Source organism: Bradyrhizobium sp. HKCCYLS3077 (assembly GCF_051167555.1).
Taxonomy (GTDB): Bacteria; Pseudomonadota; Alphaproteobacteria; order Rhizobiales; family Xanthobacteraceae; genus Bradyrhizobium.
In genome coordinates, this window is record NZ_JBNPTH010000007.1 from 357224 (window position 1) to 376415 (window position 19192).

Sequence of the window (19192 nt, forward strand, 5' to 3'; positions counted from 1 at the left end):
GTTTGCGCTCAGACCTCTCCGTCGACGGGCTCGCCCAAAGAACCTCGAGCCTAATAGCATCTGGTGTCCGCGGGCGTCCGTAGTCGATGATAGCCACAGACGCCGCTTCAAGGTAAAATTCATGAATCTGAACCGGCTTCCCCACTATTTTCGGGCCGCTTGCTTTGTCGCGCAGAAGTATCTTCTCGGCTACTCTGTCGGTCAGACGCCGGTTTTCGACGAAGGTGGCCTTAGTTTCTTTTCGACAGCAATCCGTTCCAGCCGAATTTATCTGGAATACGGCAGCGGCGGCTCGACTGTTATGGCGGCGAAGTATGTCTCCCAATTAGTCAGCGTGGAGCCGGACCCGGTATTCGCCAGAGCCGTAAAAAAGGCACTGCCAGAAACAACAGCAAAAATCTCGATCCTTACGCCAGATATCGGATTGACGCGCGACTGGGGCTATCCGGTGTTCGACGTCCCCACCGCCAACAGGATCGCAAGATGGAAAAGCTTGCCGCAAGCACCGTGGAAAGTGCTCCAGGATATGCCTGACCTGGTCCTTGTAGACGGCCGCTTTCGCGTCGCCTGTGCCCTTCAGAGCCTGTTACAGATCGACCGCACCACCAAGCTGTTAGTGGATGACTACGAAGGCAGAGACTACAGCGCAATCGAGCAATTCGGCGAGCTCGTCGCGATGCACGGCTGTATGGCTGAGTTTCGCAAACGATCCGATTTCGACGAGCAACTCTGCCGGGCAGCGCTCGACCGCTTTTATGCCGATCCCCGCTAAGGACTTAGCGCAGAGATAAGCCTCAGCTGATTTCTCCCATAACCGGATGAGGCGTTGCGGACGTTCTTGCTGAATTCCTGGCGTTCCGATGATCGGCGTTCGGACACCGAAGACAGTCACATCACGTTTTGCTTACGAACTAGTTCGCCTCCTAAATTGCCGCACTCACGCTGGCCGGTTTGAACTATTCGTTTCCAGCTAAGCGTCTCATTTCTAAGCCGTCGACGATATTCGTTAGTCCGATCGAAGGCCGAGCTGACGTGCCATATAGACCGGAAGTACGCCATGATCCTGCTTGAGCCCTACGTTCGAGCTATGCCAATCTGCGGCATTGAGGCTCCGCGGCCTGGGAACGGCGGAGCCAGCCGTTCCTGTAAAGGAGCACTACATGTTGAAGCGAACTGAAAAATCGGCTCGGAAGCCAATGGCGCGGTCCGCACTCGAAAATGAACTTGCGGAGGGTGTCCGTAACAGTGACCCCGCATGCGAACGCTTCGTTGCCGTTATCGTCGAGAAAGTCACGCCAAAGGAACGAGGCGGCCCTAACTGGGCCGTCAAAGGGGTGCGCTATGGCGGAGCGGACCGTGAGCGCTCAGGCGCCGCGCTCTCTGCTCTGGTCGTCACCCGGCAACAGGAGGTCGAACTTGGGGATGAGAGTTGACTTGATCTGGAGACCTGCAGTTACCGGCCCAAAGGCGCTCGTGTTTGCCGCGCAAATGGTTTGGGTCGCGACCGGCGGGTCATGACCCAATTCATGAGTGACCTCCTTACTGCTGGGCGGGAGCGTCGGGACATCAGAGCGGCCGCGACCAATCCATTCAGAAGCACCCAACTTCCAACCCAAATAGCGATGGTGGACATTGCAAGACCTCCTCTCGGACCAAACGTCCCGCGGTGCAGGATGTTCCGTAAGGCTTTCGAGCGGCTCCCGCTGATCGTCCCGTGCACGGGACTGCCGCAAGCTTGATGGGTCGGTCAAAAATGCGGCCCCGTTGCGGACGTTTTGCGTCCGGGAAAAGGCCAAACTGGTATACAAGCTTAGTACACCGCGCCGTTCGTTACGCTTACTCTTGTCTTGTTGTCGCCACAAATCATACGAGCACTCACGGAAGGACAGAAACGCGTTGCTCCGCGTAGCAGACCCGTGATCTCATGCTGCAATGAAGCGAAGCATCGTCCGCACATCCCGCTAGTGCGCTATGGCTACTTGGGTCAAGCGCAACGACCGATGCGTTCGTGTCCAGTAGCGAGCTCGCTTGCCCCTGCGTCGAATGACGTTGACACAATTAGTAAGGCGATCGAGATGTTGACATCTGATGTCCGGTCGCAAGATCAAGACTTTGCGATAGTGAGTGCCATCAAGCTTTCGCACCCGCAGCAATGCCCAATGGCGTGAACTGTGACGTGTTCGCAGGATGACTGATGCCCGCGGGGGTCATCTCAAGAGGGAGAGAGCACACTCTGAGCGTCCGATCAGCTCAACGTCCCTTCCGCGTCGACAGGGTCGGCATCTCCTGCGATCTAGATTCGGCGCAGCCGCTGACCGACATCGATCAGGATCGATCGGCGGATTAACGTCCAATCAGTAGGCGTTTACACCGAAGGAACACCTGCTCGAGCAAAAGTCCAAGCAAATATAAGGATGTGGACCAGCGAACGAGGAATGCAGACACAAAAGCCTCTATGTTGCGCGCCTTGACTGCATCGATCAGGTTCAGCCATTGGACGCGGGAATCGATCGAGGCAGAGTGTTCCTGAATGAGCAATCTCTGTTTGTGCGTGAGAGATGCAAACTTCTCAAGTTCGCGATCACTATCCCGCAAACACTCAAGGTCGAACTTCGTGTGGTTACTACTGATCGATCCCGGCCGGACGATGGCGACGTATGTCTTCGACGGCACCACCCGGAAAACTGCGCCTGAAGCCAGAGCTCTTGCATAAAGCGCAAAATCCTCACCCAGCCTCAGCTTCTCATCGTAGCGCAACTGACGATGATCCAGAAAGGCGCGCCGGATAATAGGCTTCAGAAATCCGTACTCCTTTCGCAACTGTCGCGAACGGCTGATATTGCCTGCAACGAACGTCTCAAAATCCAGGATGATCTCCCGCTCGATACCGAGTAGAAAAGTGGTGGAGCTGGCGTCCTCTCGTTCTCCCTCTCTGACCTGCAGGTGATCATCTGCCACGAAGTCCGCGCCGTCCGACCTTTCCAGGAGAGCCCGGATCCGACCCGGCTTGAAATAATCGTCCCCATCCAGGATAGCTACAAAGGCTGCCTCGGAGAGCTCCAACCCGCGATTGCGCGCTGCTGCCGGCCCGACATTGCTTGGCATCTGCTCAAGCAGGATTCGGCCGGTGAATTGCCCAGAAGACAGTCCCCGCACGACCGAAGCCGTACCATCCGTCGATTGATCATCAATCACGATCACGCGTCCGACCTCCGGCTCGGCAAGCGCGGAGCGTACAGCACGTTCAATCGTGCCTGCATTGTTGCGGACGGCGACGATCACGTCGACTATGGCTGAATTGATCATTGCGGCCATCCGGCGCCAGCGCCCAGGGAATGCGCTAGCCTAAGACGCAAATCCAGGCAGAGCATCAATTTGGCCATAGCGTAGGCTGCGATCAAGATGCAGGTCATGTGAATTAATCATGCCGAGCATCCGCCGCCGACACCTGTTGAACTGCGTCTTGACCGCCCAGCGCCGACACGATGCCCCCATAGCAGCGCTCCGGGGAAAAATGCGCTGCAATCGCCGAGATGCCTTTGGTGCCCAGTAAACGGCGTTTTTCTACATCGGCCATCAAGGTAACCACGCCAGACGCAAAACCGGCGGCGTCATCTTCAACAATCGCGCACTCGCCCAGAACATCCATCACCCCCTGCATCGTTGTCGTGGTCGCCACCACTGCCTTGCCCTTCGATAGCGCTTCGATCAGCTTGATCTTTAGTCCCGATCCCAGACGTAGCGGCGAGATGACGACACCAGCCTCCAAATAGAGACCATCCAGATCGTCGACCACGTTCAGCAGTCGGACACCGGCGGGTGCTGCCGGGAGAGCGTTGCACACGCTCCCTGCGATCTGAAGCTCCACATCCGGCCTGCGCTGCCGAATGATGGGCCAACACGCCTCAAGGAACCAACGGATGCCGTCCACATTCGGCCCGGCCGAGCTCCCGACGAACAATAAGGTCTCGGATCGACCCGGCTCAGCCTGACTCACCGCGGTCGCCGCCATGGGAGCAACGATGATCTGATGCGAGGGCAACTCACGCTGTAGCACTGCGGCCTCATCGCGTTGAATCGCAACGATGGTCTCTGCGCGCGCCAGCATCCGCACCTCTTCGTCGAGTGACAGTCTCGCCAGTGCGGCAGGATCGGACCGGCTGGAAAACAGATCGTGCATGATCACCAGCCGCCGCGCGTCCGGTCGGAGTGTGAACGCGAAAGCTTCTGTTAGAAAGCAGTAATCGGCCACCTGGACATCCCCACAGATGGCCGCTTCCGTTGCTAGAAAAAGCTGATCCGCGCGCGTCAATCCCTGGGATACCGCATAGGGAGCGGGCTGCGAGAGCCGCCTCGATATCAGGCCTGCCCGATAGAGCAGGCGGTCTAGCAACCCCAACACCCCTTTCATTGCTACGCGCGGATCGCAAGTAATTATGTACCGACCAACGCGCATTGTCCCCCGGATCTTGATGGATTTGAACATGGCCATGTCGCTCGACAGCTTCAGGAAGGGCCATCGTCCCAAGGTAACAGGCGAGGGTACGATCAAGTGCACGTCCACCGCTTGTCCGCGCAGAAACTCGACGATATCCAGCAGATAGCGTGAGCTGCCATTGGTCCGGCCCACGATCCGTTGGCGACTGAGCACGCAGATCTGAGGTCGCTCCGGGCGTTTTGGCTGCGGTTTGGCGAGCAGGCGTAAGAAAAGCTCGCGCACGGGAAGGCGTAACAGGGCGGCAGCAAAAGGGTTTCTCGCCGCAATTGCCACGGCCCGAAGCGCTTGCCGCGCCTTAATCGCCTGAACCAGTCTCTCGAACGCGAGCGCTCGCCTGACCGAGCGCTCGCGCGCGCGAAGGACCGGCGTCAGAGCGGTCAGGGATTGTTGTTGTTTCCGTTCCTCCTCAACATCGAGAATGCTCGTCAGCACCGCCGTGTTGAGCCGGTGTGAGATCGATCCGCTGTGCCGTCGATAGAAGTACCCGAGCCGGGGTATGGTGCGAAACTTCGCACCCGATAGCATGAGGCGAAAGACGAAGTCGTAGTCCTCGGCTATTCTCAGTCGCTCGTCGTAGCGAACCCTGCCGGCTTCGATCAGCGAGCGGCGAAACATCGGTTTGAGATAGCCCAAGGCCGGCCCGCGGCCATAAAAATTGTTTGATCTCACATAGTCTTCGATTGTAACCCAATGCGCCTCTTTAGCCCATTTTCCTCTCAACACCGCATATGGGCGCGTTTGCCGGCTGGATTCGAAGGCCAGCAGATCGTCGGCAATGATATCAGCGTGACAGCTTTCGGCCGCCTTGATCAGAGCTTCGAATCGATCCGGATGCACCAGATCGTCGCTATCCATGATAGCGACCCATCGTCCCCTCGCAATGTCGAGGGCGCGGTTACGCGCGGCCGCCGGACCGGCGTTTCTTTGCAATTGGACGAGGCGGATCCTGTCGTCGGCAGCACCGATCTGCTGTACCAGCTGCACGCTGCCGTCGGTGGAGGCATCGTCGCAAACAATGACTTCAAGATTGCGTAGGCTCTGCCGGCATACCGAACGAATCGCGTCGGCAACAAAACGTTCGCCATTATAGTTTGCGACGATCACACTGACGTCGATTGCATCTCCGGATGCATCCTGTTCAGTTTGGGCCATTGCTATTTCCAGGCAACTCGCGGCCAATCAGCTGTTCGATCGGATTTCTTTGGGAAGCGCACCGACTGCATAATTCAGAAAGCCGAATGAAAATCCCAAATGCATGATCATTGCTGCTAGTCCTGCCCCGCATTCGCAAGGCTGTCCCTTACGAAAGCCGAGTGAAAATCCATAGAAGATGCAGATCAGCGCCCATAAGATTGCAGGGCCTGCGAAAAGCGGGACGAAAAAGCCTAGCAGAGCCAGCGCCACTGCCGGCCCGACCATGATCGGCGCCATCTGCCGCAGCTTCGGTAGAACGCGATGCCTATGAGCGTTCTTCGCACGACCGCGCCCGAAATTCCAATATTGGCGAAACAAGGCAAGCGCCGAACTTCGGGGATAGTAGGTGATGTCCGCTCCACCACACAGGTAGATTCGAAATCCGGCTTGCTTCAACCTCCAATCTAGCTCCGCGTCCTCGTTATGAGAGAACGTTTCGTCGTATCCTCCGACCGCCCTGAAGGCGGCAACGCTCATCAGCGCATGATGCCCGTGATCCACGAAGCGACCGTCGGCTGCGCGTCGATGGGCAGAGCCGCCATTACCGAGGAGCGAGTTCTGCGCCGCGGCGGTCGCCCTTTGAAAGCAGGTTGTGCCCTTGGCGATCATGCTGACAACGACGGAATCAGCTCCTGTTGCCTCCTGCGCCGCGAGCAGTCTGGCGCAGAATCCTGCGGGATAGGCAGCATGCGCATCCACCCTGACCAGGAAGGGAGCGCTGTCACCCCAATCCTCGACTGCCCTGTTGACGCCGCAGCTCTGAATCCTGCGACGGTTGTGCAGAACCACGATACGATTATCACGCGCTGCACATCGTTCGACAATTTCTGCTGTTCGATCGGTGCTGCCTCCGTCCGCAACGACGATTTTGCAGACGATGCCATCGGGCTCCGCGATGAAATGGTTTAGCGTCTGCTCAATGTGCTCCTCCTCATTTAGACAGGGGATCACGACAATGCAGCGCCGCTGGCCAGTGGTATTTCGTGCAGTCGACATGCTCAAGATCCTTCACGTGCCAAGTTGCGGGCCACCGCGAGGGACGCGACAAGCTGTCGGCAGCTGTCCTTCGTGTCGGCGATATCGGAAGGGGGGACACGATCCACTGCTGCGGCCAGATCTCTATACCGTTCAGGCACCAATCGGCACAGCAACCCCTTCAGCTCAAGCTCCGGGTCCCCCCTTAGGATTACCCCAATACCTCTTTGTTCAAGCCAATGTGCAGTTTCGACACCGTCCAGCGCGATCGGCACGGTCCCAAAATACGAGCTTTCGTAGATACGGTTCGGCAAGAGCCAGGACGAGTTGAGCCCCTGCTCGAAGAAATCAACGGCCCAGCTGAAGTGAACTTCGCCGTAGAGGTTCGACAGCTGATCGGACCGGTAGGGTCCGCTAAAACTCACGTGCGGTGAGCGGCGGACCAAGTCATCAAAATCAGGAAACTCCTTGGACGACGGCCGGCCGGCGATGCTCACTTCGACCAGGCCGGCCGCTTCGCGGGCAACGGCTGCAAGAATTGCGAAACTCCGGCGGCACCGAAGCATTCCGAACCACCCCACCCGCCAAGGTGGTCCGGCGGGGAGTTGCCGCGAGGCACGCGCGAGTGTCTCGGTGTCGGGAAACAGCAACTTGTTCTCGACAACTTGGATCTGGCGCTGGAACCTCCTTGGCCGGAAATATTCGGAGATGAAACGCGGCGAACTCGTCAGGATCAGATCCACCTCGCGCATGAGGTTTGACTCCAGTGACCGCAGCAGCCGGCTTGGTAACCCCCTTCCGAGCAGCAGCCTATGGATATCGAGACACTCAAACACCAGTGCAGCTCGCTTGGCGTAGCGGCGGCGGAGCGCTGCGCCGAGGTAAAGCATCTCCAGATTTCTTGTCAGAACGACCTCGCTGTCCTGCACAGCATCTGCCAAGACGGCCAAGCGGAAACGAGCCGAGGCGACGGACAAAACGCGCGCAACAAAGGCCCCATCCATTGTCGCGCCGAGATCGACAACTTCGCAGCCCTCAACCTCACGTATCGAAGCTGCGCTGCGCCTGAAGCCGATCAACTTCAGATCGGCGCCGCCAGCCTTCAGCATTCGGGTCCGCCGATGGACGGCAGGATCCGAGAGATCGTGAACCAGGTAGGCGATCTTCAGCTTGCCCTCTCCATCTTGGCCACTGTTCCCGCCGGTCTACACTTATTGGGCGCGGCCAGCAGATCAAAATAAAACCAGCCGGATCCTGCCATTAAGGCTAATATCGGAAGGTTCGGACAAAAACGCCGGCTTTTCGACTGCTTCCTTGCGCGCCTATCGCAACCTCTTTCATTGCAGCTGTCGGGACGAAATGTAGATACCAGCCAGCCACGACCATGAGCCAGAAACCATTAGCCTCAGACCCATCAAGTCAAGCAGCCGCTAAATCTGTTTTGCTTTGGGACTTCGGAAGGTGTGCCCCGGCTCGACGCGCCCGCGACGCCCAAGGCTTGGCCCCAGGTACAAGGCAGGCGCTCCGCCCATACTGCACCGGCTCAACCTGCAGCTCCGATGAGCCATTTGGCGCCGAGGCCGTTCGGAGATGAATGGATCCTCACAAGGAACGCAGCCGTTGCTTCAGACGCCCGGGCCCCTCCGTCTGCAAACACTTCCGGTCGCGCCCGCCGCTACGAGGGGCGCACTTAGTTTGCCGCTTGCACATGCGTGTCCGCCATCTCGTGAGCAATAGAAAAGTTTTCATAGGAACAACCGTTCTTGCGGTCGGAAACGCATGCCGCTACGTGCTTCAGCTCGTCTTGGTCCCCGTGCTTGCTCGGATCCTCGGACCGTCATCCTATGGCGGTATCGCCCTGGCAACTCCGTTCTTCTTCTTTTTAATGCTCTTCAGCGACCTCGGCCTGGGAGCCTCGCTGGTGCGCGCTCCCGAGCTGACGCGGACGCTGGAATCAAGCGTATTCTGGATCGTCATGGGACTTGCTCTGGCGCTGGCGTGCTTGCTTGCCGTTGCCGCCCACCCGATAGCAGACCTTCTTGGGCAGCCGGCTCTAGGCGGCATACTCCTCGCCCTTGCACCTCTGTTCCTGCTTTCCTCGGCCACCATCGTTCCTTCTGCGCGTCTTCAAAGAGCCGCGCGCTTCAAAGCCGTTGCCTGCGCCGACATACTCTCGACAGTCGGCGGAGCCGCCGTTGCTCTTGCCACGGCCTATTGCGATTGGGGCTCCTTTGCACTCGTCGCGCAGCAGTGGACACTTTGGCTGGTGCGGGTTGGTGTATTTGCCATAGCGTCCGGGTTTTTCCCGATCCTCAGGCTTGACCTCTCCGCGGCGACAGCCCGGGCGCGGTTCGGCATTGGTCTTGTCGGTTCCCAGGTCATCACATTCCTCGGAACGAACCTCGACAATGTCCTTGTGGGAACGCTGTTGGGGCCAAGCGAACTCGGTCGCTATGCACTCGCCTATCAGTTGGTCAACATACCTTGTCAGATCCTTGGCGGCATCCACTACGCCATTATGCCCGCCGTTGCCGAAAACCAGCGCAATGGACTGCAGCTCGCGAGGCTTTATTTCGGCTCGCTACGAATGATACTACTGGTCATTGTCCCTGCTCTGACCGGGCTCGCCCTGACGTCCGATCTTATCATCGAGCTTGCATTGACCGAGGCTTGGCGCGGCACAGGAAGGTTGGTCGCGCTCCTCACTCCATTCGGTATTGTCCAGATGGTGTTCGTTCTGAACTCGGCTATGGTCATCGGCGTGGGGCGAACCGAAGTCGAATTTCAGATTAGCTTGGTTCGTTCGCTATTCCTACTCATCGGGATTTCGACCGGTTTGGCCTTCGGCTCTGCTGGCATAGCTGCCGGGGTCTCGGCAGGGACCGTCGTAAGTGGCGTGATTTGTACCTATCTTGCCCTAGAGACATGTAGAATTCCGAAGGCAGAATCGGCCGCTCAAACGCTCGAGCCGCTCCTGGCGTCCGGGTTCATGATTCCGGGCGTCATTGCGCTCAGGACGGTGATAGCCGACCGAACGTCGCCTCCCCTGGATTTCGTCGTATGTGTCGTGATCGGTGTCGTTTTATATATTGGCGTGTTGGCGCTCCTCCCTGGAGCGAAGCTTCGAGAGGACGTGCTCGTCATCCGACGGTCGATCTTCACGCGCCGCTAGTCAACGCCGCCTCAGCCTTCAGGAACTTTTCCAGCGCCGTCCCGCGTTTTCACGATTGCAACCGTGATATGAATTGACAGGAAACAGCGCATTGCAGTGCCACCAGACACCTCGCCAATTAACCGTAGACCAGACCGCAACTGGACTCTTCAGCCTTGACTACGCACAGTCTGGGGTCGCCGACGTGCCGATTTTGAGTATCCTCAGGGATTTGAGTATCTTCAGGGAACTAATTAAACCAACAGAGGTATAATGTCGGATCACTCCTCTTAAGTTGTTTGATCGCCGACGCGGCTTCAATCGATCGCCCTGGGTCGCGCCATCTTGTTCGCAAGACGAAAATTATGCCATATCGATCAATTACGTTGCGGCCCGCGCAGCGCGCCTGCCCGAAGGCCTTTCTTTTCCTGGCACTAAGGTTGCGCCTGCCCGACGGTGATGGAGTGCGGGAACGTCAGTTGCCGCGGGAAGGTCAGAGTTGAAGACGCTCTCTATTCTCACGCCTACGCGGTATCCGTGGCGCTTCAACGGACCGCGCCACAGCCGTCACAGGATTGAGCATCGGACGTTCCTTCCTCTCAACTACCTTAGCACGAAGGTCGAGGGAATTACCCTCTTCAACCCTCTGCCTCCGCGCCACTTCGATCTGGTTCATGCATTCAACCGCCTGCCGATCGGGACAACGCCTTACATCATCGGGTTTGAATCCCACCTCCCTCGCGCTTACGGGCTTGAGCAGACCGCATATTTCGGGATGTTGCGAAGATCATTAGCGAGCCGACGTTGCCGCGGCATCATCGCGATTTCCGAGCACGCGCGGGGAATTTTCGAGGCCGTGCACGCTGATGCGGCTGAGAGAGACGTGTTGCTCGCCAAGACGACGGTGCGTTATCCCAATCTCCCGCTTCCGGACTGGGTCGAGTCCAACGAACCACCGATCACCGATCGGATTCGCGTCAGCTTCGTCGGCAATCACTTCGCACGCAAAGGGGGCTGCGTCGCCATACGTCTTGCAGAATTAGGTGCAGCGCGTGGAGTTCCGTTGCACATATCCATTGCCTCCACACTCACCATGGGACGGGGCATCTGGACAGATCCGCTACGTGAGGGGTACTTCCACGACTGGCGTCGCAGGCTTGAACATCCGGCCATAACGCTCTTGGGATCAATCGACAATGCGGCGGTCACGGACCTCTTTCGCCGCTCGGATTTTTCGCTGCTGACCACATTCAGCGACACGTTCGGCTATAGCGCGCTGGAGGCGATGGCCGTGGGCTGCCCGGTCATCGCAACGCGACAAGGCGCGCTGCCTGAATTCATTTGCGACCGCCAGAATGGCATTCTGCTCGACTTGCCTACCAACCGCTACGGAGAGTGGGTCGCATCGAACGCGGCAAATCGCGACAGCCCCGCCTTCGAGGCAACATTTACGGACGAAGTCGAACGGCTGGCACAGCAGGCGCTCGAGGCAATCATGCAAACCTATGAAGAGCCAGGTTCACTCGCGCGCATGAGGGTGGCGGCACGCGAAACGATCGCGATCCACTTCGGAAGCCAGGAGGCGTCACGCTTCTGGGACGAGTATTACGAGGCTGCGCTCGCCTCCTGATCTGACGGCAGGCCCACCTTGAGCGGCGCTGCGTGAGCCTAGTCCTTCCGACTCGCGGAATAGCCTGATCAACGGGTCCGATGGGCCTCAGGACGGTCTGACGCTCAACCTTCTGCACTGGACATCGGGGCGGGCCGCCTCTCTTGATCACGTTTTTACCACCATCTTGAAAATTCGGCAATATTTGTCCCCGATGGTCTCGGAAAAAAATCGAAATGCAGGAAAGCGGAAGGCATATTCGAGCCATTTGATTTGACCGGTGTCTGGATCTGCCGAAGACAAGGGGTACCTCGGAGGTTTGCGAACGAGGCGCCCATCGTCGGATGGGCATCTCGGCGGGCTCATTTGCAAGCAACGACATATGCGAGCGATCTTGAAGGATGCTTGCTGTAGAGAGGTTGAGAAGGGTACGCCCGATGAGTGGAATCGAGACGATGGAGTCGAACTTGTCGGCCGCGGCCGATAAATCGGATTCCACCCGAGGCGCTCTCCTCGTAATGCGCGAATTTCTCCGTCGCCATTGGCGCCTGATGATAACGACTACGGCCTTGGCTCTCGGGGCCGGATTCGCCAACATTGCTCTCACCCCGGCGAAGTACGCCTCGCAAGCCTCCGTCATGATTGGCAGCAAGAAGGATGTCTGGATCCGCTCAGACCTTACCATCGAGAACTTGCTCGTCGACGACGCTGCGGTCGAGACCGAGATCGAAACCACGGTGTCTGAAAAAGTCATCGCGACAGTCGTATCGCGACTTCATCTTGATCAAAGACCTGAATTCGAATGCCCCGATCGCGGACTGCTCAGGTTTCTGTCCGGGCCTGATTCGATCCTGCGTTCGAGCGAAGCGCGTCTGCGCTGCGCGGTGGCGACGGTCAGCCGCAACCTTAGCATCGTCCGCGTAGGACGAAGTTACATCGAGGAAATTACCTACACCTCGCAAGATCCCATTCTCGCGGGCGAAATCGCCAATGCCGTTGCTCAGGCCTATATCGAAGATCAGCTGCAGTCCTATTTCGAAACCGCGGTCCGAACGAGAGGGTGGCTCGAAAAGCGCGTGGCGGAGCTACACCGGCAGGTTCTGGACTCCTTACAGGCTGTGCAGGATTTCAAATTCCAGAATGCGATCATCCTCGGCTCGCAAGGCCGACTCGCGAGCGAGGTCGAGTTGGACAAGCTCAGTAAGGAGCTGGCCAAATCGCGCGGAGAGACCATCCAGGCTCAATCGAAGCTGGAGCAGATTACGCACGTTCTCGCGCAACGCAGCACGGGGCAGGCTCTTGACCTCGCCGCCGCCCCGTCAGTGCCGGATGCACTGAAGAGCCCCGTGATCAATGGGCTCAGGGACGACTTTCTACAAGATAAGAACAAGGAATCCGAACTGAGTTCGCGGTATGGGCCAGATCACCAGGCCGCCGTTCAGTTGCGGGACCGAATGGCAGCTCGCCGGCACGCGATCTGGGACGAGGTTGCACGCCTCGCCGAGGGGTACAAGAGTCAGGTTGAGATTGCCAAGTCGCATGAGGACGAACTGAACAAGAAGCTGGGGGAAGTGTTTCAGCAGTCGGCGGAAACCCGGCAATTGCAGGCCAAGCTACGGGAACTAGAAAGCACGGCGAAGGTCTACCAGACCAACTATGCGACTTTTTTGGCTCGGTTCGCGCAAACCGCGCAGCAGCAGCCGCTGCCGCAGAACTCATCGAGGATCGTCCACGAGGCAGGTCCCGGATTTCGTGTTGCGCCGATATCGAGTCAAATCGTGATCTTATCGGCTGTATACGGCCTGGGATTCGGGATCCTTGCTTCGCTCGTAAGACACAGGACCGGCCGCGGCTTGCGCACCCGGAAAGAGCTCGAGCGTCTCACACAGAAGCCCTGCCTCGCGACGCTGCCAATTGCCCGCAGGAAACGCCTTAGGTTAAGCGTACGTAACAAGATGAAGGCCGAAGCCGCCGCGTTCCGGCAGCTCGCCGACGCGAGCCCGTTCTCGGCGACGGCCGAGGCGCTTCGCGCCATCAAGCTCGCACTGGATCTGAAGAAGGCAGGCGGTAAGATCATCGGGCTGGTTTCGGCAGTTCCCGGCGAGGGAAAGACGACCACTTTGGCCGGGCTAGCGGCCTTCCTGGCGAAGAACCAACACAGCGTGCTGCTGGTTGATGGCGACCTTCGCAATCCAGCGATGACCAGAATGCTCGAATATACCAGGCAGCCTGGGCTGTTGGAACTGGCCGCCGGCCAATCTGATCTCGAGCAGATCGTTATCTCCAGCCTTGCGTACGGCTTTGATTTCATGCCCGCGAGCGCGCACCTGCGGCCCGCAAGCGGCGCCGACATTCTGAACTCGACACGCGTGCTGGATGCTCTTAAAGCTGCTCAAGATCGTTATGATTACGTTCTGGTCGACCTGCCGCCGATCCTTCCCGTTGTTGACGTCGTGGCGACAGCCTCGATGTTCGACGCGCTGATCCTCATGATCAAATGGAACGATACGCCAGCATCCGTCGTACTTGCCGCCTTATCGGAGTCGCCCATCGTCACCGATAAGGTTGTGGGAGTGGTTCTCAACAAGGTAGATGAAGCAGCCCTGCGCCGTCTCGAAGGGCAGCCCAAGCGAAGCTACACATATTACGGCGAAGCATGAGCCCAGAACATGCTGGCGATGTCGAGGAAACACCTTCGATCTAAAGCTACAACCGTATGACAGCTCTCCGGCGGTCGGTCTCATCCGGCCGACAGGACTTGAAAAGCTTACTTCTCAAGAAGACCCCCTTCTGGCCGAGAGAGTACCAAACGTGCACGCCCGTCAGGCAATCCGCCGGCGAGACCAATACAAAATCTGCCGCCCAGACTGTCCGGTGGCAGAATCATTCAGGTCGCACGTCGACCGAGCCGGTGTGCCCGCAGATTTCCGAAGGCCTGAACTGACGGCTTACGGGCAAGCTTGACTGCAGGCTGACGCGGCGGTCCGAATGTCACTCGAACCACCAGCCCGACAAAATAGCAGGCCTGAATGATCAATTGAGCGAGCACGGTATAAAGAGTCGCTTCCATCAGGCCCAACGCCTGCTGAATGGCGAGGGTGATCGTTGCCAGGAACAGCACCATGACAACCGGGAATAGAGCCCAGACACGGGACGTCAGGCCCAAGCCTAATCCCAGGGTGGCAAGCGCAATCGCAGCGTATCCCATGGCTGATCCCCAACCGAAACTCAAGTATACCACGATTCGGAGGTTTCAAAGTACCGTACAATCACCGCCGTGTTACCTCGTTTCGAGGCTCCAACGAGGCATCCGAGACCCATCCTCCACGCAAATTCCTAGGAAAACCTTAACGAGAGTTGGCCCGGTGGTGTGCGCGGAGGTCCTGGGGTCGAACACACGAATCGAAACACAACCTACGGTCGAATTTCAGCGAATACAATCAGGAATCGAATGGGCGGAGATCCGCGCCGGACGTTCCTCCGACGCGACACTTTCAACTCGAGGGTGCTGTGGCACATCTGCAACTTGTGACCAAAAGTGGTGCGCTTTTGCCACCCCGCACTTTCGGTCAAGTTCCTCCGCCTGTAGGGTCCTGCCACTTGGGGACTGGCTCGGCCAAGCGCAGGTTTGGCCCAATGAAGTCGACAGAAAAGCATGGCATCCGAGAGCTCACTCTTCAGGACCGGGACCGGCAAACCTGCCAATCTCGAGCCGTCCTACTCTGCAGGCTCAGCCAACGTGCATTTGAACGCATCCGGGGCCGTGAAGAAGTTGAAGATTGTGTCGCGAGCTGCGTGCGGCCTAGCCGTCGTGATGATATTGCAGGGCTGCGCGCTCCTGCCGGGAACCGGTCCTAAGAGCGATGCAATCGAGGCAACGGCGACCGCGGGCCTGCGATCCAACGCCGCGCTGCCCTACGCTCTGGTCGACGTAAGCGCCGATACCATTGGGTTTCTGTCGCAGCCGAATCTGATCAGCTTTCAGGGCGCATTTCCAGACAAGCGCCCTAAGCCGGTGCAGGTCGCAGGCGTAGGCGACGTTCTGAACATTTCGATCTTCGAGGCCGCGCCCGGTGGTCTCTTTACCCCTGCGACGGCGGCCGGCGCGCGTCCCGGCAATTTTGTTGATCTGCCCCCGCAGGCCGTCGATCAGAACGGCAACATCTACGTTCCCTATGCAGGGGAGATTCCAGCGGCGGCCCGGACGCTCCCGGAAATTCAGCAGGCTATCGTTGCCCGCCTGCGCAACCGCGCCATCGAGCCTCAGGTCGTCGTCAGCCTCAATCAGCAGCATTCGAGCGTGGTGAGCGTGCTGGGCGACGTCAACACCCCTGGTGTCCTAGCATTGAACAGCGTCGGCGAGCGTCTGCTCGCGCTGATCGCACGCGCCGGCGGTCCCAAATATGAAGCGATTGAAAGCTACATTACGTTGCAGCGTGATGGGAAGCGGGTGAAGGTACTCCTCAGCCGGATCGTTCACGACCCGAATGAGAATATCTTCATCCGACCGAATGACGTCATCTTCATCACCCGCGAGTCGCCGACCTTTACAGCGCTTGGGGCACTCAACCAGAACGTCTTCGGTTTCAATTCCGAAATTGCCTTCGACACCGAGACGCTGACCCTCGCACAGGCGATAGGCAAGGCGGGTGGCCTCAATGATAACCAGTCCGATCCGGCCGAAGTGTTCATCTACCGCTATGAGGATCGGCCGTTGCTGCAGAAGTTCGGAATCGACACCAATCGTTTCCCCTACGATCGGATTCCGACAATCTATCACGTGAACTTGCGTGATCCATCAGGCCTTCTCTTGGCCTCTGGCTTCCAGATGCGTACCAAGGACGTCATGTATGTCGCGAACGCGAAGGTGGTCGACTACTACAAGCTGCTGACCCTGATCAATAATACGGCCAACGCGACTGGAAATACGGCAGCCGCCGTCACGAGCGTGAACACGGCGGTCAAGACCAGGTGGTAAGCCTAGAGGCTGTCGAGCCCTACGGCGTCGTGATCAGTTAACGCTCCGGATTTGCGCTGCGGATGGCGAGGTCGTTGCAGCTCTGGTTGACGCTGGGAGCATTTTCGCTCGCTCCCCTGTTTTTCGGTTCGGTCGACCAGCTCGCGGTCGTCATATGGGTCGTCGTTTTGTCGCTGGGTGTGATCCTTGGACTCAGCATTCCCCTCAGCACCAATCAGGTGCGGCTGTTGCTGGTTTTTCTGACGGGCTGCGGGGTGTACGCCGGTGTCATGGGCCTGCAAATTGTCCCGGGTTTCTTCGGCCGGCTTGCTGATCCGAGTTGGAGCAGTGCCAACGAATTGCTCGGCCTCCAGCTGCCGCAGCGGATCTCAGCACGCGCGCAGATCACACGTGAGGCCCTTGGGCATCTTTTGCTGCTCGGGGCCGGGGTTCTGAACGGGTTTTTCGTCGGGGTGTCGCGTCGTCGGACCGATACGCTGTTTCGCGTCGCGCGCTATGTCATCTTGACCTATGCCGTTTATGGCATCGCGGCTCTGGTTCTCACGCCGAACCTGGTTCTCTGGGAGACCAAGGAGGCGTATCAGGGTATGCTGACGGCAACCTTCATCAACCGTAACACGGCGGCGACCTTTATGGGGGTCGGCTTCATCTTGTGGCTATGCAGGGCGGTGCTCTCGCTGCGGGTTATCGAAGCGCCCACGATTCGCTTCCTGCTGCTCATGCCCTGGAACGAGACCCTCGCCTTCAGGTCGCTGCTGTTCTTTGCGGCGGCCCTGCTGTGCTTTTGCGCCACGCTCCTCACAACCTCGCGGGGAGGCCTCATCTGCACCAGTATAGGTGCCTTTCTCGCCCTGTTCCTTCTTGTTAGAAAGACTTTCAACTTTCGCCTGTCGTATGCACTTCCGGTCGCTGCACTGGCGATTTGCGTCATTGTCTTATGGCTCGGACAAAGCGGCCGTATTGGCAGTCACGGGCTATTCGATGACGGCCGCTTCAGCGTCTATGTCGCGAGTATCGGGGCGACTTTGGCCCGCCCTCTCCTGGGTTACGGAGCTGGAACGTTTGCAGACGTCTTTCCTTCGGTGCGAAGCGCCGATCTGAGCGGTTGGGGCGTATGGGAATCCGCCCACTCCACTCCGATCGAGATCGCATTGGAGATGGGACTTCCGATCGGCGTCATGGTTTTGGCGGCCGCCGTCGGGTCATTCGTGATATTGTTTCGTTATTCACTGAGAACAAGGGATCGAAGTGAGGGTTCTGCATTCGCTGTACTGGGCGTCGTGGCGCTGACCTTTTTGCACTCACTGATCGACTTCTCGCTGCAGATACCAGGCTATCTGATTCCGTTCTCGATTCTCCTCGGATCTGGCTTGGCCCGGGCGACGGCTGAACATGGTGAGGCGTCACTGGCGTGCTAATTCTCTAATTGCGGCGCAGCACGGATTTGGGATAAAGGCGCCCTGATTCTTGCGCGCACTGATGCCTCAGCCTTCTTTATAGCTTCCGCCTCTCGACGGCTGCCCTCCGGCGGAGCGGCGCAAGGGAAAGTCTGAGCAAAGAAAGCGGCCGGATGGGAGTTAGCGGCCTGCTATGCGCAGGTGACGGGCCCGCGACATTGCGCCGTCCGGCTTGACCTCGCTCCAGAATCGCGCGTCACGCGCCGACTGGATCTTGATCCAGTCGTAATTGGTACTCTCCCAGTTCCTAATCGTCTCTGTCAGATTATCCATGACGAGGTCGCCCTTTGTCGTCGCAACGACAAGAACAAGGTGCCCAACTCCGGAAGAGGTCCTGACCACGGAGAGACGGAGCGCCCTCGCAGGAATACCGATCTGGACGAGTTCGTGGCGCTTGGTCACTGCATAGTCGTTACAGTCACCCGAACTGGGCGCGAGCCTCCAGCCGTCGGACAGATTGGTATCATAGCTCTTGTTCGTCGGCGCGATTGCAACGTTGACGTCGCGGTTTATTCGCGCGAGCAGCTCGAGGATTGAGGGATCAAGCTCGATTCGACTTTTGCTTTCCGCGTCCGATTTACACTCTGCAGGATAGCGAATGCAGAATCTCACATGCTGGAATGGCGCCAGCGTCGCCCCGCCCTCCGGGATCGAGGATTGCTGAACCGGGTCGTGCGACACCCGGTTACGCGCGAGAGCGTCGCCACTCAACAGGGTCACTCCCAGAAGCGTCGACATGAAAATCTTGCAGATCTGCGCCATGCGCGACACCTCAATGAGCAACATGCGACCGCCAACGCGTACGCCAACCGTGTTCATTGTCCCGCAAGGGTGTAAATTTTTGCCTAGGACGGGGCAGACAACTGTCTAGGATAAGCAACTGTTTACGATAAGCAATTGTTGGGCCGGCCAGCCGTGGGCAGCGGCTCTGTCTCCCGCGATGCACGTTGTGCTGAGTTGGTCGCCTCAGACACGCCGCAGAGCCAAATCGTCAGCGCTCGGTCCGATGCCTTGGGCGCTTACGCGAGCTGCAGCCCCGAAGGGCAGCCGATAACCGATGGGCCAAGTCCAGCGCTGTCAATCCGTGATCAGAAGGCTGAGGTCCAGATCTTCTCGACTGCTGACATCGCGGTCAACACGACTTCCATGGTACCCCAGCCGAGCAATGCCAGCCACATCGTCATGGCCAGCAGAATCGTCAACACGAGCGCGGCAATAGAAAGCTTCCGCCTTAACGTCAAAGACGCCCCCTGCTGACCGCGCGGCCCTTTGGTTCGATCTGCGGAACGAAAATCGCTCATTCGGCTCATTCTTCGCGGCTCCCGGAGAG

The 19192-nt window shown here is 58.4% G+C and carries 14 protein-coding genes; 7 read left to right on the top strand and 7 right to left on the bottom strand.

Annotated features, from left to right (window positions below; genetic code table 11):
- Window positions 1–121: 121 nt before the first annotated feature.
- Window positions 122–772 carry a hypothetical protein gene (locus ACQR0Z_RS27610; protein ID WP_434879639.1) on the top strand — a complete coding sequence of 217 codons (651 nt, stop codon included), beginning with the start codon at window positions 122–124 and terminating at the stop codon, window positions 770–772.
- A gap of 388 nt (window positions 773–1160) precedes the next feature.
- Entirely contained in the window at window positions 1161–1433 is a 273-nt protein-coding gene (locus tag ACQR0Z_RS27615; RefSeq protein ID WP_434879640.1) for a hypothetical protein, read from the top strand.
- A gap of 910 nt (window positions 1434–2343) precedes the next feature.
- Here ACQR0Z_RS27615 and ACQR0Z_RS27620 read toward each other — a convergent pair.
- The 4 genes from ACQR0Z_RS27620 to ACQR0Z_RS27635 all read right to left on the bottom strand — a co-directional run bounded on the left by ACQR0Z_RS27620 (window position 2344) and on the right by ACQR0Z_RS27635 (window position 7776).
- Entirely contained in the window at window positions 2344–3306 is a 963-nt protein-coding gene (locus ACQR0Z_RS27620; protein ID WP_434920734.1) for a glycosyltransferase family 2 protein, read from the bottom strand.
- Between the two features lie 112 nt (window positions 3307–3418).
- A complete protein-coding gene (locus ACQR0Z_RS27625) occupies window positions 3419–5650 on the bottom strand; it encodes a glycosyltransferase (RefSeq protein ID WP_434879642.1) in 2232 nt (743 codons plus the stop codon).
- A gap of 27 nt (window positions 5651–5677) precedes the next feature.
- On the bottom strand, window positions 5678–6688 hold the full coding sequence (locus ACQR0Z_RS27630) for a glycosyltransferase family 2 protein (RefSeq protein WP_434879643.1): 1011 nt from the start codon (window positions 6686–6688) through the stop codon (window positions 5678–5680).
- 2 nt (window positions 6689–6690) lie between these two features.
- A complete protein-coding gene (locus tag ACQR0Z_RS27635) occupies window positions 6691–7776 on the bottom strand; it encodes a glycosyl transferase family 1 (RefSeq protein ID WP_434920735.1) in 1086 nt (361 codons plus the stop codon).
- 599 nt (window positions 7777–8375) lie between these two features.
- Here ACQR0Z_RS27635 and ACQR0Z_RS27640 point away from each other — a divergent pair.
- The 3 genes from ACQR0Z_RS27640 to ACQR0Z_RS27650 all read left to right on the top strand — a co-directional run bounded on the left by ACQR0Z_RS27640 (window position 8376) and on the right by ACQR0Z_RS27650 (window position 14087).
- Window positions 8376–9839 (top strand): oligosaccharide flippase family protein, encoded by a 1464-nt coding sequence (locus tag ACQR0Z_RS27640; RefSeq protein ID WP_434920736.1) that lies wholly within the window; start codon window positions 8376–8378, stop codon window positions 9837–9839.
- A 478-nt stretch (window positions 9840–10317) separates the two neighbouring features.
- Entirely contained in the window at window positions 10318–11448 is a 1131-nt protein-coding gene (locus ACQR0Z_RS27645; protein WP_434920737.1) for a glycosyltransferase family 4 protein, read from the top strand.
- Window positions 11449–11864: 416 nt separating this feature from the next.
- Complete coding sequence (locus tag ACQR0Z_RS27650) at window positions 11865–14087, top strand: AAA family ATPase (RefSeq protein WP_434920738.1); 2223 nt, start codon at window positions 11865–11867, stop codon at window positions 14085–14087.
- A gap of 227 nt (window positions 14088–14314) precedes the next feature.
- Here the strand turns inward: ACQR0Z_RS27650 and ACQR0Z_RS27655 are convergent, their stop codons facing one another.
- The gene (locus ACQR0Z_RS27655; protein WP_434879648.1) at window positions 14315–14635 is read right to left on the bottom strand and encodes a hypothetical protein; all 321 of its coding nucleotides are present in this window, start codon (window positions 14633–14635) and stop codon (window positions 14315–14317) included.
- Window positions 14636–15082: 447 nt separating this feature from the next.
- On the opposite strand from ACQR0Z_RS27655, the gene ACQR0Z_RS27660 reads away from it, so the two are divergent.
- The gene (locus ACQR0Z_RS27660; RefSeq protein ID WP_434879649.1) at window positions 15083–16405 is read left to right on the top strand and encodes a polysaccharide biosynthesis/export family protein; all 1323 of its coding nucleotides are present in this window, start codon (window positions 15083–15085) and stop codon (window positions 16403–16405) included.
- Window positions 16406–16479: 74 nt separating this feature from the next.
- A complete protein-coding gene (locus tag ACQR0Z_RS27665) occupies window positions 16480–17823 on the top strand; it encodes an O-antigen ligase family protein (protein WP_434920739.1) in 1344 nt (447 codons plus the stop codon).
- 159 nt (window positions 17824–17982) lie between these two features.
- Here the strand turns inward: ACQR0Z_RS27665 and ACQR0Z_RS27670 are convergent, their stop codons facing one another.
- Window positions 17983–18624, bottom strand: coding sequence for a transglutaminase-like cysteine peptidase (locus tag ACQR0Z_RS27670; RefSeq protein ID WP_434879651.1), 642 nt, complete (start codon window positions 18622–18624; stop codon window positions 17983–17985).
- 326 nt (window positions 18625–18950) lie between these two features.
- Entirely contained in the window at window positions 18951–19163 is a 213-nt protein-coding gene (locus ACQR0Z_RS27675) for a hypothetical protein (protein WP_434879652.1), read from the bottom strand.
- Window positions 19164–19192: the final 29 nt, after the last annotated feature.

What these genes read in the sequence shown, in the direction of transcription:
- ACQR0Z_RS27635 (WP_434920735.1), bottom strand. Translation starts at nt 7,776, where the DNA reads ATGCTGAAGGCTGGCGGCGCCGATCTGAAGTTGATCGGCTTCAGGCGC.
- ACQR0Z_RS27650 (WP_434920738.1), top strand. Translation starts at nt 11,865, where the DNA reads ATGAGTGGAATCGAGACGATGGAGTCGAACTTGTCGGCCGCGGCCGAT.
- ACQR0Z_RS27615 (WP_434879640.1), top strand. Translation starts at nt 1,161, where the DNA reads ATGTTGAAGCGAACTGAAAAATCGGCTCGGAAGCCAATGGCGCGGTCC.
- ACQR0Z_RS27675 (WP_434879652.1), bottom strand. Translation starts at nt 19,163, where the DNA reads ATGAGCGATTTTCGTTCCGCAGATCGAACCAAAGGGCCGCGCGGTCAG.
- ACQR0Z_RS27660 (WP_434879649.1), top strand. Translation starts at nt 15,083, where the DNA reads ATGGCATCCGAGAGCTCACTCTTCAGGACCGGGACCGGCAAACCTGCC.
- ACQR0Z_RS27655 (WP_434879648.1), bottom strand. Translation starts at nt 14,635, where the DNA reads ATGGGATACGCTGCGATTGCGCTTGCCACCCTGGGATTAGGCTTGGGC.
- ACQR0Z_RS27630 (WP_434879643.1), bottom strand. Translation starts at nt 6,688, where the DNA reads ATGTCGACTGCACGAAATACCACTGGCCAGCGGCGCTGCATTGTCGTG.
- ACQR0Z_RS27610 (WP_434879639.1), top strand. Translation starts at nt 122, where the DNA reads ATGAATCTGAACCGGCTTCCCCACTATTTTCGGGCCGCTTGCTTTGTC.
- ACQR0Z_RS27625 (WP_434879642.1), bottom strand. Translation starts at nt 5,650, where the DNA reads ATGGCCCAAACTGAACAGGATGCATCCGGAGATGCAATCGACGTCAGT.
- ACQR0Z_RS27670 (WP_434879651.1), bottom strand. Translation starts at nt 18,624, where the DNA reads ATGGCGCAGATCTGCAAGATTTTCATGTCGACGCTTCTGGGAGTGACC.
- ACQR0Z_RS27640 (WP_434920736.1), top strand. Translation starts at nt 8,376, where the DNA reads ATGCGTGTCCGCCATCTCGTGAGCAATAGAAAAGTTTTCATAGGAACA.
- ACQR0Z_RS27620 (WP_434920734.1), bottom strand. Translation starts at nt 3,306, where the DNA reads ATGATCAATTCAGCCATAGTCGACGTGATCGTCGCCGTCCGCAACAAT.